The sequence below is a fragment of the Streptomyces violaceoruber genome (assembly GCF_033406955.1).
Classification (GTDB): domain Bacteria; phylum Actinomycetota; class Actinomycetes; order Streptomycetales; family Streptomycetaceae; genus Streptomyces; species Streptomyces violaceoruber.
Window position 1 is genome coordinate 4,186,088 of record NZ_CP137734.1, and the last position, 15,077, is coordinate 4,201,164.

Consider the following 15,077-nt stretch of genomic DNA (forward strand, 5'->3'; position numbering starts at 1 on the left):
CCTAATGAGACCTTTTTGTTCAGGAAAGTCGTATTGCGGAAGATTTTTCCGGATCCGGGGCCGACCCGGCCTCGGATCCGAGGCCGGGTCGGCCGGTCACACCGCTCCCACCAGCAGTTCCGCCGCCGCCTCCCGCCCGGCCATCTCCCGCAGCGGCCCCGGCACGGCCGCCAGCTCCGCGTACGTACCGCGCTGCACGACCCGGCCCCGGTCCAGGACGATCACCTCGTCCACGGCCCGCAGCCCCGCCAGCCGGTGCGTGATCAGCAGGCTCGTACGGCCCTCGGTGGCGGCCAGCAGGTCGGCGGTGAGCGCGTCGGCGGTCGGCAGGTCGAGGTGCTCGGCCGGCTCGTCGAGCACGAGGACGGGGAAGTCGGCGAGCAGCGCCCGGGCCAGGGCGAGCCGCTGGCGCTGACCACCGGACAACCGGGCCCCGTGCTCGCCGACCAGCGTGTCCAGACCGTCGGGCAGGCTGTCGGCCCACTCCAGCAGCCGGGCCCGCCCCAGCGCGTCGCGCAGCTCGGCCTCGGTGGCGTCCTTCCTGGCCAGCAGCAGGTTCTCGCGGACCGAGCTGTCGAAGAGGTGCGCGTCCTGGGCGCACAGTCCGACGAGGCGCCGTACGTCGTCGCCGGCCAGGGCGTAGGCGTCGACACCGGCCAGCGTGTAGGAGCCCGCCGCCGAGTCGAGGAAGCGCAGCAGCACCTGGGCGAGGGTCGTCTTGCCGGACCCGGACGGTCCGACCACGGCGACGCGGCGTCCCTGTTCCAAGGTCAGGTCCAGCCCCGCCAGCGCGTCCCTGTCCTGCCCGGGGTGACGCGCGGCCAGCCCTTCGACGACCACCGGGAACGGCGAGGCGGGCGCCTGCCTCGGCACCTCAGGCTCCCGCACGGGCTCCGGCGCGTCGAGCACCTCGTACACGCGCTCGGCGCTCCTGCGCACGCGCTGGCGGTACTGCACGGCGAGCGGCAGTCCGAGGACGGCCTCGAAGGCGGCCAGCGGGGTCAGGACGACGACGGCCACGGCCACGCCGGCGAGTCGGCCGTCGGCGACCGCCTGGACTCCGACGAGGGCGGCGCCCGCGACGGTCAGGCCGGAGACCAGGGCGGTGAGCCCGTCGCCCAGCGCGGTGGCCGTGGCGGCGCGCGAGGCGATCCGGGTGAGAGTGCCGTCGGCCCGCCGGGCCCCGGCGGCGCGACCGGGCAGAGCACCGGCGACGGTCAGCTCGGCGGTACCGGTGAGCAGCTCCGTCACCCGGGTGGCGAGCACACCCCTGGCGGGGGCCAGCCGGCGCTCCGCACGCCGTGCCACGGCCGCGGTGAGCAGCGGAACACCGACACCGGCCGCGAGCAGGCCGACCGCGAGCACGACGCCCGCCTCCGGCAGCAGCCAGGACGTGAACCCGACCGAGGCGGCGGAGACGACCAGTGCGCTTCCGGCGGGCAGCAGCCAGCGCAGCCAGTAGTCCTGCAAGGCGTCGACGTCGGCGACGAGCCGGGACAGCAGGTCGCCCCGGCGGCTGTGCCGCAGCCCGGCCGGGGCCAGCCGCTCCAGCCGCCGGTACACGGCGACCCGCGTGTCGGCCAGCATCCGCAGCACGGCGTCGTGCGACACCAGCCGCTCCGCGTAGCGGAACACGGCCCGCCCGATGCCGAAGGCCCGGGTCGCCGTCACGGCCACCATCAGGTACAGCACCGGCGGCTGCTCGGAAGCCCGGGAGATGAGGTACCCGGAGGTCGCCATCAGGCCGACGGCGCTGCCGAGCGCCAGACTGCTGAGCAGCAGCGCGAGGCCGAGCCGTCCGCGCCGGGCGCCGGACATGGCGCGGACCCGGGACAGCACGCCTCCCCGCGCCTTCGCTGCGGGCTCAGCGGGCTCGACGGACGCGGTGACCGGCTCGTCGAAGGGACCCGGAGCGGCGGTGCGCGGGCCGTCCTGCGCGGCGACCGGCGACCCGCTGGTGCCCTCGGCCCGGCCGAAGCCCGCCGGCGCGTCCAGCCGCACCACCCGGTCGGCGACCTCCAGCAGTGCCGGACGGTGCACCACCAGCAGGACCGTACGCCCCTGCGCCAGCCTGCGAACGGCGTCCACGACCTCCGCCTCGGTGGCTCCGTCCAGGGCCGCCGTCGGCTCGTCGAGCAGCAGCACCGGCCGGTCCGCGAGAAACGCCCGGGCCAGCGCCAGCCGCTGCCGCTGTCCCGCGGACAGGCCGGTTCCGTCCTCCCCGAGGACGGTCGCCGTGCCCTCGGGCAGCGCGTCCACGAACTCCAGGGCGCCCGCGTCCCGCAGGGCCCGGCGGACGGCGGTGTCGTCGGCGTCGGGCCGGGCCAGCCGTACGTTCTCCGCGATGGTGCCGGCGTACAGGTGCGGGTGCTGGGGCACCCAGGCGACGCGGGCGTGCCACTGCGCGACATCGAGCGAGGCGAGGTCGGCTCCCCCGACCCGGACCCGCCCCCCGGTCGGGGGAACGAAGCCGAGCAGGGCGTTCAGCAGCGTCGACTTGCCCGCTCCACTGGGACCGACGAGCGCGACCGTCTCCCCGGGCTCGACGGTGAAGTCCACGTCCGTGACGGCCGCCTCGGCGCGTCCTGGATAGCGGACCGTCACGCCCTCGAAGCGCAGCGCATGGTCCGCCGGAACCGGGCCGGTCCCCGACGCCGGTACCGGATGCTCCAGCACCGAGAAGATGTCCTCGGCGGCGGCGAGGCCCTCGGCCGCCGCGTGGTACTGCGCCCCCACCTGCCGCAGCGGCAGATAGGCCTCCGGCGCGAGGACGAGCACGACCAGGCCGTCGTACAACGCCATGTCCCCGTGGACCAGGCGCATGCCGATGGTGACGGCGACCAGCGCGACGGACAGCGTGGCGAGCAGTTCCAGCGCGAAGGACGACAGGAAGGCGATCCGCAGGGTCCGCATGGTCGCCTGGCGGTACTCGCCGGTGATGCGCTTGATCGACTCGGCCTGCGCCTTGGCCCGGCCGAAGACCTTCAGCGTGGGCAGTCCCGCGACCACGTCCAGGAAGTGTCCCGACAGCCGCGACAGCAGCCGCCACTGGCGGTCCATCCGGGACTGGGTGGCCCAGCCGATCAGCATCATGAACACCGGGATGAGGGGCAGGGTGCCGACGATGATGGCCGCCGAGACCCAGTCCTCGGTCACGATGCGGGCCAGCACCGCCACGGGCACGACCACCGCGAGGCCCAGTTGCGGCAGATAGCGCGAGAAATAGTCGTCGAGGGCGTCGACGCCCCGGGTGGCGAGGGCGACCAGGGAGCCGGTCCGCTGTCCGCCCAGCCACCCGGGGCCGAGCGCGGTGGCCCGCTCCAGCAGCCGGCCCCGCAGCTCGGACTTCACCGCCGCGCTCGCGCGGTGCGCGGCCAGTTCGGTGAGCCAGCCGACCAGCGCCCGGCCGCAGGCGACGGCCACCAACAGCAGCAGAGGGGTGCGGAGTCCGACGGCCGTCGTGCCGTGTTGGAAGGCGCCGACCACCACCTCGGCGATGAGCATGGCCTGGGCGACGAGCAGTCCGGCCCCGACGGCACCCAGGGCGACGACCGCCGCCAGGAAGAGCCTGGTGGCGCGGGCGTACCGCAGAAGACGTGGATCGATGGGTTTCACGTGAAACAGGCCTTCCTGCCCGGCGGGATGCGTTCCGAGGTTTCGCTTCGTTTCACGTGAAACGCATCCCGGGACTCAGTGCGCGGCGTCGGCGAGGTGCTGGGTGCCGATGCGCTTGCGGAACACCCAGTACGTCCAGCCCTGGTAGAGCAGGACGACCGGGGTGGCGATCACGGCCAGCCAGGTCATGATCTTCAGCGTGTAGGCGCTGGACGAGGCGTTGGTGACGGTGAGGCTCCAGTCCGCGTTCAGCGTCGACGGCATGACGTTCGGGAAGAGCGTCAGGAAGAGCATCGCCACGGCCGCCACGATGGTGACGCCGGACAGGGCGAACGACCAGCCCTCACGACCGGCCTGGTTCGCCATCAGGGCGGCGACGAGGGCGGCGACGGCCACCACGAGGGCGACCAGGCTCTTGGCGTCCCCGCTGTCGGCCTGCGTCCAGAGCAGGAAGGCGAGGGCCAGCACGGCCGTGACCAGGCCGACCCGCAGCGCCAGGGTCCGCGCCCGCTCACGGATCTCACCGACGGTCTTGAGCGCGGTGAACACCGTGCCGTGGAAGGTGAACAGCGTCAGCGTCACCAGACCACCGAGGAGGGCGTACGGGTTGAGCAGGTCCCAGACCGAGCCGACGTACTCCAGGTCCCGGTCGATCTCCACGCCGTGGACGATGTTGCCGAAGGCCACGCCCCACAGGAACGCGGGGATCAGCGAGGTCCAGAAGATCGCCGTCTCCCAGTTGCGCTGCCAGTTCTCCTCGGGCCGCTTCACGCGGTACTCGAAGGCGACCCCGCGGACGATCAGGCAGACCAGGATGACCAGCAGTGGCAGGTAGAACCCGGAGAAGAGCGTGGCGTACCACTCGGGGAAGGCGGCGAAGGTGGCACCGCCGGCCGTGAGCAGCCAGACCTCGTTGCCGTCCCACACGGGGCCGATGGTGTTGATCAGCACCCGCTTCTCGGCCCGGTTCCGGGCGAGCAGCTTGGTCAGCACCCCCACTCCGAAGTCGAAGCCCTCCAGGAAGAAGTAGCCGGTCCACAGGACGGCGATCAGAACGAACCAGACGTCGTGCAGTTCCATGACTGTGCAGCTCCCTCGGCCTAGTACGAGAAGGCCATCGGCTTGTCGGCGTCACGGAGATCGCCGCCGATCTTCGTGGGCGGATTGAGGTCGGCCTCGGTCAGCTCGGGCGGTCCGGCCTTCACGTACTTCGCCAGGAGCTTGACCTCGATGACGGCCAGGACGGCGTACAGCAGGGTGAAGACGGACATCGAGATGATGACCTCGGCCGTGGAGACGCCGGGGGAGACCGCGTCCCGGGTCTGCATCACGCCGTAGACCACCCAGGGCTGCCGGCCCATCTCCGTGAAGATCCAGCCCCAGGAGTTGGCGATCAGGGGGAACGCCATCGTCCACAGCGCCAGCAGCCAGTACATCCGGGTGAGCCTCGCCCCGAGCGGCTTCTTCAACAGCACCAGGTGCGGGACCTCGTCCTCCCCGGTGCGCAGGGCCGGTGGCAGCAGGAACCGCTTCCGCGTCAGCCACAGGCCCAGCAGGCCGAGGGAGAAGGACGCCATGCCGAAGCCGATCATCCACCGGAAGCCCCAGTAGGCGACGGGGACGATGGGCTTGTAGTCACCGGGCCCGAACTGCTCCTGGAGGGCCTTGTTGGTGTCGTTGATGCCGGGCACGTAGGACTCGAAGTCACTGTGCGCGAGGAAGGACAGCAGCCCGGGGACCTCCAGGGCGACCTTGTTGTGCCCCTTGTCCACGTCCCCGTAGGCGAAGACCGAGAAGGGTGCCGGCTTCTCGCCGTCCCACAGGGCCTCGGCGGCGGCCATCTTCATCGGCTGCTGCTCGTACATGACCTTGCCGAGGGTGTCGCCGCTGACCGCGGTGAGCAGGCCGCCGACCGCCAGGGTCACCAGGCCGAGCCGGAGCGAGGTCCGCATCACCGGGATGTGCTTCTTGCGCATCAGGTGGAAGGCGGCGATGCCGACCATGAAGGCACCGCCCGTGAGGAAGGCCGCCGAGAAGCTGTGGAAGACCTGGTTGAGGGTGGTGTTCTGGGTGAGGACCTGCCAGAAGTCGGTGAGTTCGGCGCGGCCCTTCTCCTCGTTGATCCGGTAGCCCACGGGGTGCTGCATCCAGGAGTTGGCCGCGAGGATGAAGTACGCCGACAGCAGCGTGCCGATCGAGACCATCCAGATGCAGGCCAGGTGGATCTTCTTGGGCAGCTTGTCCCAGCCGAAGATCCACAGGCCGATGAAGGTGGACTCGAAGAAGAAGGCGATCAGCGCCTCGAAGGCGAGCGGGGCGCCGAAGACGTCGCCGACGAAGCGGGAGTAGTCGGACCAGTTCATGCCGAACTGGAACTCCTGCACGATGCCGGTGACAACACCCATCGCGATGTTGATCAGGAAGAGCTTGCCCCAGAACTTGGTCGCCCTGAGGTACTTCTCCTTCTCCGTGCGGACCCAGGCGGTCTGCAGTCCGGCCGTGAGGGCGGCCAGCGAGATCGTCAGCGGGACGAACAGGAAGTGGTAGACGGTCGTGATGCCGAACTGCCATCGCGCCAGCGTCTCCGGCGCCAGAGCCAGGTCCACGTCTTCACTCTCCTCACATCGCCACACCGCCGTGGTCAGCGGCGGTTTGAGCGTGTTTGTCACACCCATCGCGGGCGCAATCGGGCCCACGCTTGTGAACGCGTTCACATTCACAAGCAATTATGACCTACAGCTTTTCGACACCGGAAGGGGGGTCCCCTGTGACGTCAACCCCTCTGCCGGAACTTCAACAGACCGTTGAGTCCGGGGGGCGATGGCCCCTCCGCATGCGAAAGCGCGGGACGGCACCTGCCGTCCCGCGCCTCGTCGTCCCGCCCCGTTCGGGGCTACAGCTCCTTGCGGAACTCCTCCGACACCTTCAGGAAGATGTCGTTCGCCTCGCTCTCCCCGACCGTCACGCGCACGCCCTCGCCCGCGAAGGGGCGGACGACCACGCCGGCCTGCTCGCAGGCGTTCGCAAAGGCGAGCGTGCGTTCTCCCAGTCGCAGCCAGACGAAGTTGGCCTGGCTCTCCGGCACCGTCCAGCCCTGCGCGCGCAGCGCGTCGGCCACGCGGGCGCGCTCGCACACCAGCGAACCGACCCGGCCGATCAGCTCGTCCTCCGCGCGCAGCGAGGCGATCGCCGCCTCCTGCGCGATCTGGCTGACCCCGAAGGGCACCGCCGTCTTGCGCAGCGCCGCCGCCACCGGCTCGTGGGCGATCGCGAAGCCGACCCGCAGCCCCGCCAGGCCGTAGGCCTTGGAGAAGGTGCGCAGGACGCACACGTTGGGCCGCTCACGGTAGAACTCGACGCCGTCCGGGACCTCGGCGTCCCGGATGAACTCGCGGTAGGCCTCGTCCAGGACCACCAGCACGTCGCTCGGCACCCGGTCCAGGAACCGCTCCAGCTCGGCCCGCCGTACCACCGTGCCCGTGGGGTTGTTGGGGTTGCAGACGAAGATCAGCCGTGTGCGGTCGGTGATCGCGTCCGCCATGGCGTCCAGGTCGTGCACCTCGCCCGGCGTCAGCGGTACCTGCACGGACCTCGCGCCGCTGATCTGCGTGATGATCGGGTACGCCTCGAAGGAGCGCCAGGCGTAGATCACCTCGTCGCCGGGGCCCGAGGTCGCCTGGATCAGCTGCTGGGCCACACCGACCGATCCGGTGCCGGTGGCCAGGTGGGCCAGGGGCACGCCGAAGCGGTCGGACAGCTCGGCCATCAGCGACGTGCAGGCCATGTCCGGGTAGCGGTTGAAGGAGGCGGCGGCGGCCGTCACCGTCTCCATCACTCCCGGCAGTGGTGGGTAGGGGTTCTCGTTGGAGGACAGCTTGTAGGCCACCGGACCGTCGGCCGCGGCGGGCTTGCCCGGCTTGTAGGTGGGAATCCCCTCCAGCTCGGCGCGCAGCTTGGGGCTCGTCTCGCTCACCGCAGTCCTCCTCGTGACCACCACCGGCATCGAATACTCCTCACCTTATGAGGATTCACCGCCGCTGCGTAGAGGCGGGAGAGACGGGCGGGGTGGGGCAGACCTCGTCCGTCACACTGGCATCAGGGGCATCAGTGCACGAAGGCGCACGATTCGGGGGGCGCGCCGCACATATATCTACGCGCCGGTGGCTCACGCCGTGGCGCGCATCCCTCGTGCAGGTGAGTTGAGACCTCTTCGCAACATCCACCACCCCGCAGGCACTCACTGGCCAACACGTCAGGTAATGGGGTGGGCGGGGCCAACTGGCTTGCTTTCCAAGGCTGTTAAGCATTAATGATCTTGCAGAAACGTGACTGTCAACGCGTGCATATGCGTCCGCACTACCCCACCCCATGAGCCCTACTATCGGCTCGCCATGACAGCAGCAGGGAAGCACCAGGTGAGCCGCGCGGAAACCTCACGTCGAGGCAGTCGGCCGGGCCGGGCGGGTATCAGGGACGTGGCCGCCGCCGCCGGAGTATCCATCACTACCGTCTCCGACGCCCTCAACGGCAAGGGCCGACTCCCGGATGCCACCCGGCGCCATGTGCGCGAGGTCGCCGACCGACTGGGCTACCGGCCCTCGGCCGCCGCCCGCACGCTCCGCACCGGCAAGTCCGGACTCATCGGCCTGACCGTGACGACGTACGGGGATGAACCTTTCACCTTCACCGAATTCGCGTACTTCGCCGAGATGGCGCGCGCCGCCACGTCCGCCGCGCTCGCCCGCGGCTACGCCCTCGTCATCCTCCCGGCGACGTCCCGCCACGACGTGTGGTCCAACGTCGCGCTCGACGGCACGGTCGTCATCGACCCCTCCGACCACGACCCGGTCGTCAGCGAACTGGTCCGCCAGGGACTACCCGTGGTCTCCGACGGTCGCCCGGCAGGCTCCCTGCCGGTCACCGCCTGGGTCGACAACGATCACGAGGCGGCCGTGCTCGGCATCCTCGACCACCTCGCCGACGCCGGCGCGCGCAGGATCGGCCTGCTCACCGGCACCACGACCGACACGTACACCCATCTGTCGACCACCGCCTACCTGCGCTGGTGCGAGCGCGTGGGCCAGGACCCGGTCTACGAGGCCTACCCCGCGCACGACCCGTGCGCCGGCGCGGTCGCCGCCGACCGGCTGCTCGCCCGCCCCGACCGGCCCGACGCCGTCTACGGACTGTTCGATCCCAACGGCACCGACCTGCTCGCCGCCGCCCGCCGCTACGGTCTGCGCGTCCCCGAGGACCTGCTGCTGGTCTGCTGCAGCGAGTCCACCGTGTACGCCAGCACCGAGCCCCCCATCACCACCCTGTCGTTGAAGCCCCGCCGCATCGGCACCGCCGTGATCCAGGTCCTCATCGACGCGATCGAGGGGCTGCACTCCGACCAGCCGGTCGAACAGGTGATACCGACCGAACTGATCGTGCGTACCTCGTCACAGCGGCGCCCGCCGCGTACGACGGTCAGCCCTCCGCGGTCGCCGGAGGGCGAGTAGGGCGCGTCCGGCGTCCCCCGGGGCGCCGGACGCGGGACCGGGTCGCGGCCGTACGCACGACCCGGCCGGTACGGGGGGCGTGGCGGAACAGCCGGAGAACGGCGAACCACGACAACGCGGAACGACGGCGAAACAGGGCGGCGAGGGCCACGTCCGGCACGTCCGGGACACGGCGGGGCCACCTCCGGAACACGGCGGGAACACGGCCGGGCCACGGTCGGCGGACGGGCGAAGCCGGGCCCAATCGGGGCGAAAGCCGCAGCGAACCGGAGTCCTGGCCCGATTCACCACCCCTGGGTCATCACACAGCGCGATCCGCATTCCTATGATGGGCCCACACACCGCGGGCCGCTGCGACCAGGCAGTCCGAAGCGGTGCAGATGCGGCGCGATGGTGGAGGGGTCGATGACTCAGGGGGCCGGTCAGGGACCCGAGGTGGAGCGGACGGCGACGGTGCGCGACTTCCGGGTACCCGCGTACGTCCACGAGACCGCTCCGTACGCTGCCCCCGGCACGCACGCGGGCGAGTCCGCGCCGCCCTCCGAGGAGGGGCTCGAGGAGGCCCTGCCCGAGGGCTACACGCCCACACAGCGCGATCTGCCCGTCATCCGTCGGGGTGACACGGTCCAGGTCACGGTCGACCCCGCACCGGCGGCGGCGCAGCAGCCCGCGACCGGGCAGGGGCCCCTGTTCGTCGTCGGCGACGTGCACGGCTACCTCGACGAACTGCTGGCCGCCCTGCGGGAGAAGGGCCTCGTCGACGACGCCGGCCAGTGGTGCGCGGGCACCTCCCGGCTGTGGTTCCTCGGCGACTTCACCGACCGCGGCCCGGACGGCATCGGCGTCATCGACCTGGTGATGCGGCTGTCCGCCGAGGCCGCCGCGGCCGGCGGCTACTGCAAGGCGCTGATGGGCAACCACGAACTGCTGCTGCTCGGCGCCAAGCGGTTCGGCGACACGCCCGTCAACTCCGGCGCGGGCACCGCCACCTTCCAGGCCGCGTGGTTGCTGAACGGCGGCCAGAAGACCGACATGGACCGCCTGCAGGACCACCACCTGCAGTGGATGGCCCGCCTCGACGCCATGGAGGAGGTCGACGACCATCTCCTGGTCCACTCGGACGCCACGACCTACCTCGACTACGGCCGCTCCATCGAAGAGGTCAACGACACCGTCCGCGAGACGATCACGCGCAACGACGCGGAGGAGGTGTGGGACCTGTTCCGCAAGTTCACCAAACGCTTCTCCTTCCGCGACGAGGGCGGCGCCGACGCCGTGCGCTCACTGCTCGATACGTACGGCGGCACCCGGATCGTTCACGGCCACAGCCCCATCCCCTACCTGCTGGGCGAAGTCGGCTCCGAGGACGGCGAGGACGACACCCGCACCGTGGTCGAGGGACCGCACGTCTACGCGGACGGCCTGGCCATCGCGATGGACGGCGGCGTGACCATGGCCGGAAAGCTGCTGGTCCAGCAACTTCCCTTGAGCGTCTGACCGTTCACCGCGCGGCTTTTTCGGGGTGCCGACGGTACAGAGCGGCACCCAATTTCTGGAAACCCCCTGTCACCCTCCACCGTCACCGCTCTACCATCGGCTTATCCGTAGCAGGCTCCCCTCCGTTTCTGCCCGACGGCTCGTTGGCATGCGAGCCCCAAGCCCTACGGAGCATCGGGGGATGCACATGAACAGCGTTCCGCAGCACCTGCCGAGCGAGGACCGCCAGGAGTACGAGCGGGTCCTCGACGAGGCGCTGCGCTCCGCACCACACCGCCCGGAGCTGGCCGCCGTCGGTCAGCGGCTCAACTCCGAACAACTGCGCACCATGGCACTCAACGCCACCGCCCTCATCACGGCGGCGGCCACGACCGAGTACCAGCACTACGTGAAGGTCCGCGAGGAACTGCGCCACCCGGCGTCCTCGGGCCCGTCGCCCGCCACGCGCGAGTCCGGCTCCCAGGAGCAGGGCACGAGCGCGGGGGGACTCGCCGCCACCATGGGAGAGATGGCCGAGGCGACCGGCGCGGGGGCCGTCGCCGTGGTCGCCGTCCTGGCGCCGGTCCTGGCCGGCACCGCCGCGGCCATATTCCTGCTGGTCGGCTATCTCCTGAAGATGCTCGACCCGGGGCAGACCTTCGCGCAGACCATGCTCACCACGGGATGGGTGTTCGGCGCCGTGACCGTGGTGGCGATCCTCGTCGCCGCGGTGGGGCTGCTGCTCACCGCGCTGCGCAACCGCCCCTCGGCCGAGTCCGGCTTCTACGACGCACGCGACGAGGAGGTGGCCCGGGCCAGGGACGCCTGGCACGAGGCCCTGCTGGAACGCGGCATACTGCCCTTCCTCCGGGAGGCGCTCAGCGACCCGGGCACGGCGGCACTGCGCCGCACGGAACCGGCGGCCCCGGGCAGCAGCCGTATGCCGCACCTGGGCTACGGCCGTCCCGGGTTCACCAGTCCCGACGGCGGCCCCGACGCGGGCCCGCGTCCGAGCTACTCGAGCCCGGACTACAGCAGCCCGGACTTCGGTGGCCCGGAACACCGGACCGAGTAGCCACCGGCACGGGCGGGCAGCGGTTCAGAGGATGCCCGCCCGGCCGGCGGCAGTGACCCAGGACGGGAACTCGGACAGCAGACGGTCGTACAGCTCCGGGTCCGGTACGGTGCCGATGTCGTCGACGGCGAAGAAGCCGACGTTGTCGACGCGGCGGCCGGGCAGGGTGTCGAACCGCTCCAGCACCCCGTAGTTGGAGCGCCCGAGCCCGACGAACTGCCAGAAGACGGGTTCCTCCACGGCTTCCCGCAACTCCCGCTCGATCTCGGCGTTGCGGTAGACACCGCCGTCGGAGAAGAACAGCACCAGGGTCGGGACCGGTGCCGGGTTGGCCCGGACGAAGGCCCGGACCTCGGCGATCACCTTCTGCTCCTCGTTCTGGATGCCCACCGCCCGCATGTCGACCTGCTCGGGGTGCAGGCCCTTCTTCCTGCCCCGCCGGAACAGGCTGATCTCCCCCACCCGCACGTGCAGCCGCAGCCACTCGGGCAGGTCACCCAGAGGCAGGTCGGGCAGGCGCGCCGGGTTGGAGGCGAAGGTCCAGGCCTGCATCTCCCCGTCGTCGTCCAACTGCGCGGCGACGGCGGCCATCCGCTCCACGACGTCCGCGACGACGCCCTTGGAGTAGAGGAAGGACATCGACCCGGAGGCGTCCAGTACGAGGACGACGCGCGCGGTGATCCCGGCCGCCCCGTGCTTGCTCAGGCTGACCGCGACCTGCTCCTTGCGCAGGGACAGCCGCTTGCGCATGTCCACGGGGAGGCGCTCCTCGCCCTTGGTGAGCCGGGGGCCGGTGGCAGCCGGCGCCGGGACCGGTGGCGACGCCAAGGCCGGTGGCGGTGGCGGTACGGCCGTCGTCGGCGGGGCGGGCACCGGAGGAGCCGTGGGCGGGGCGGTGGCCGGGGTGGCGGGCGCCGTCGGGGGAGCGTCGTCGTCCACGGTGATGCCGAAGTCGGTCGCCAGTCCCGCCAGCCCGGAGGCGTACCCCTGTCCCACCGCACGGAACTTCCACGTCCCTGCGCGCCGGTACAACTCGCCACCGACCAGCGCGGTCTCCGTGTCGGCCGTGATGTCGAACCGGGCCAGTTCGGTACCGGTAGCGGCGTCCAGCAGCCGCAGCGACAGCCCCGGAACCCGGCCGAAGGTGCCGCCGTCCGCCGAGGCGCACAGGACGATGCGTTCGACCGCCGCCTCGACCGCGCGCAGATCGACCTCGACGGCATCGGTCGTGAGACCCGCGTTCGCGCCGGGGCCGACCCGCTTGCCCAGGTGGCCCACCGCGCCGGACGTGTGGCGGGGCTGGTTGTAGAAGACGAAGTCAGCGTCGTCCCGTACCCGCCCGGCCGAGGTGAGCAGCAGGGCGGAGGCGTCGACCTCGGGGACGCCCGGTCCGGGGGACCACACGAGTTCGGCGCGCACCGCGGGGGAGTCGACGGCGACGTTGGCACCCTTGCTCAGGGAGGTGGCTGTCATGCGCCCAGTCTGCCGAGCAGGACCCCCCGACGGGGAGAGGGCCGACCCTGCGGCCTGTCCCCCTCCCGCGCCGGTTCGCTCAGTCCGCGATCGGCAGGTACACGCGGTTGCCCGCCGCCGCGAACTCCTTCGACTTCTGCGCCATGCCCTCCTCGATCTCGCCCTTGCTGCTCCCGTGCTGCCGGCGGATGTCCTGGGAGATCTTCATCGAGCAGAACTTGGGCCCGCACATCGAGCAGAAGTGGGCCGTCTTGGCGGGCTCGGCCGGCAGTGTCTCGTCGTGGAACTCCCGTGCCGTGTCGGGGTCGAGGGCCAGGTTGAACTGGTCCTCCCACCGGAACTCGAACCGGGCGTCCGACAGCACGTCGTCCCACTCCTGTGCACCTGGGTGACCCTTGGCGAGGTCGGCGGCATGGGCGGCGATCTTGTAGGTGATGACGCCGGTCTTGACGTCGTCACGGTTGGGCAGGCCCAGGTGTTCCTTGGGCGTGACGTAGCAGAGCATGGCCGTGCCCCACCAGGCGATCATCGCGGCACCGATGCCGGAGGTGATGTGGTCGTACGCCGGCGCGACGTCCGTCGTCAGCGGGCCGAGCGTATAGAACGGAGCTTCATCGCAGATCTCCTGCTGAAGGTCGATGTTCTCCTTGATCTTGTGCATCGGGACATGTCCCGGGCCCTCGATCATGGTCTGTACGTTGCAACGCTTGGCGATCCGGTTGAGTTCCCCGAGCGTGCGCAGCTCGGCGAACTGCGCCTCGTCGTTGGCGTCCGCGATCGACCCCGGACGCAGGCCGTCGCCGAGGGAGTAGGTGACGTCGTAGGCAGCGAGGATCTCGCAGAGTTCCTCGAAGTTCTCGTAGAGGAACGACTCCTTGTGGTGCGCAAGGCACCACGCCGCCATGATCGAGCCGCCGCGCGAGACGATGCCGGTCTTGCGGTTCGCGGTGAGGGGCACGTACGGCAGGCGCACGCCCGCGTGGACCGTCATGTAGTCCACGCCCTGCTCCGCCTGCTCGATGACGGTGTCCTTGTAGATCTCCCAGGTCAGCTCCTCGGCGCGGCCGTCGACCTTCTCCAGGGCCTGGTAGAGCGGCACGGTTCCGATGGGAACGGGGGAGTTGCGCAGGACCCACTCGCGGGTGGTGTGGATGTTGCGGCCGGTGGAGAGGTCCATGACCGTGTCGGCACCCCACCGGGTCGCCCAGGTCATCTTGTCCACCTCCTCCTCGATGGAGGACGTCACCGCCGAGTTGCCGATGTTGGCGTTGACCTTCACCAGGAACCGCTTGCCGATGATCATCGGCTCGATCTCGGGGTGGTTGATGTTGGCGGGCAGCACGGCACGCCCCGCGGCGATCTCCTCGCGGACCACCTCCGGGGAGACGTTCTCCCGGACGGCCACGTACTCCATCTCCGGGGTGATCTCGCCCCGTCGCGCGTAGGCGAGCTGCGTGACCGCGTTGCCGTCCCGGCCCCGGCGCGGCTGGCGCGGGCGGCCGGGGAAGACGGCGTCGAGGTTGCGCAGGCCGCCGCGCGGCGAGGTGTGCTTGATTCCGTCGTCCTCGGGCCGGACGGGGCGGCCCGCGTACTCCTCGGTGTCGCCGCGGGCGATGATCCAGTTCTCCCGCAGCGGTGCGAGGCCCCTGCGGACATCGGTGCCGACGAGCGGATCGGTGTACGGGCCCGAGGTGTCGTAGAGCGTGACCGACTGCCCGTTGGTGAGGTGCACCTGACGGACCGGCACCCGCAGATCGGGGCGCGAGCCCTCGACGTACGCCTTGTGCCAGCCGATGGACTTCCCGGCCTCGGTGTCCTCCGCGGTGTCCGTGTTCTCCGCGGTGTCCGCCTGGGCGGTGTTCTGCGTGGAGGCAGGCGTGCGTGCGTCCTTGATGGTCATGAGACCTACTCCCTACGCCGGCATTACCCGGTAA

The 15,077-nt window shown here is 70.8% G+C and carries 9 protein-coding genes; 3 read left to right on the forward strand and 6 right to left on the reverse strand.

The window, feature by feature from the left end; genetic code table 11:
- Positions 1–96 precede the first annotated feature (96 nt).
- The 4 genes from cydD to hisC all read right to left on the reverse strand — a co-directional run bounded on the left by cydD (position 97) and on the right by hisC (position 7,588).
- Positions 97–3,615, reverse strand: a complete 3,519-nt coding sequence (cydD, locus tag R2E43_RS18745; protein ID WP_189283224.1) for a thiol reductant ABC exporter subunit CydD — start codon at positions 3,613–3,615, stop codon at positions 97–99.
- A gap of 75 nt (positions 3,616–3,690) precedes the next feature.
- The gene (cydB, locus tag R2E43_RS18750; RefSeq protein WP_003974997.1) at positions 3,691–4,695 is read right to left on the reverse strand and encodes a cytochrome d ubiquinol oxidase subunit II; all 1,005 of its coding nucleotides are present in this window, start codon (positions 4,693–4,695) and stop codon (positions 3,691–3,693) included.
- Between the two features lie 20 nt (positions 4,696–4,715).
- Complete coding sequence (locus tag R2E43_RS18755; RefSeq protein ID WP_003974998.1) at positions 4,716–6,221, reverse strand: cytochrome ubiquinol oxidase subunit I; 1,506 nt, start codon at positions 6,219–6,221, stop codon at positions 4,716–4,718.
- A 287-nt stretch (positions 6,222–6,508) separates the two neighbouring features.
- Positions 6,509–7,588, reverse strand: coding sequence for a histidinol-phosphate transaminase (gene hisC, locus R2E43_RS18760; protein ID WP_011029330.1), 1,080 nt, complete (start codon positions 7,586–7,588; stop codon positions 6,509–6,511).
- Between the two features lie 418 nt (positions 7,589–8,006).
- On the opposite strand from hisC, the gene R2E43_RS18765 reads away from it, so the two are divergent.
- The 3 genes from R2E43_RS18765 to R2E43_RS18775 all read left to right on the forward strand — a co-directional run bounded on the left by R2E43_RS18765 (position 8,007) and on the right by R2E43_RS18775 (position 11,670).
- A complete protein-coding gene (locus R2E43_RS18765; protein ID WP_003975000.1) occupies positions 8,007–9,119 on the forward strand; it encodes a LacI family DNA-binding transcriptional regulator in 1,113 nt (370 codons plus the stop codon).
- Between the two features lie 390 nt (positions 9,120–9,509).
- Positions 9,510–10,616 (forward strand): Ser/Thr/Tyr protein phosphatase SppA, encoded by a 1,107-nt coding sequence (gene sppA, locus R2E43_RS18770; RefSeq protein ID WP_078653000.1) that lies wholly within the window; start codon positions 9,510–9,512, stop codon positions 10,614–10,616.
- A gap of 181 nt (positions 10,617–10,797) precedes the next feature.
- On the forward strand, positions 10,798–11,670 hold the full coding sequence (locus tag R2E43_RS18775) for a hypothetical protein (RefSeq protein ID WP_016326705.1): 873 nt from the start codon (positions 10,798–10,800) through the stop codon (positions 11,668–11,670).
- 24 nt (positions 11,671–11,694) lie between these two features.
- Here the strand turns inward: R2E43_RS18775 and R2E43_RS18780 are convergent, their stop codons facing one another.
- Positions 11,695–13,143, reverse strand: coding sequence for a VWA domain-containing protein (locus tag R2E43_RS18780; RefSeq protein ID WP_189283223.1), 1,449 nt, complete (start codon positions 13,141–13,143; stop codon positions 11,695–11,697).
- Between the two features lie 79 nt (positions 13,144–13,222).
- Positions 13,223–15,043, reverse strand: a complete 1,821-nt coding sequence (gene thiC / locus R2E43_RS18785) for a phosphomethylpyrimidine synthase ThiC (RefSeq protein ID WP_332056388.1) — start codon at positions 15,041–15,043, stop codon at positions 13,223–13,225.
- Positions 15,044–15,077: the final 34 nt, after the last annotated feature.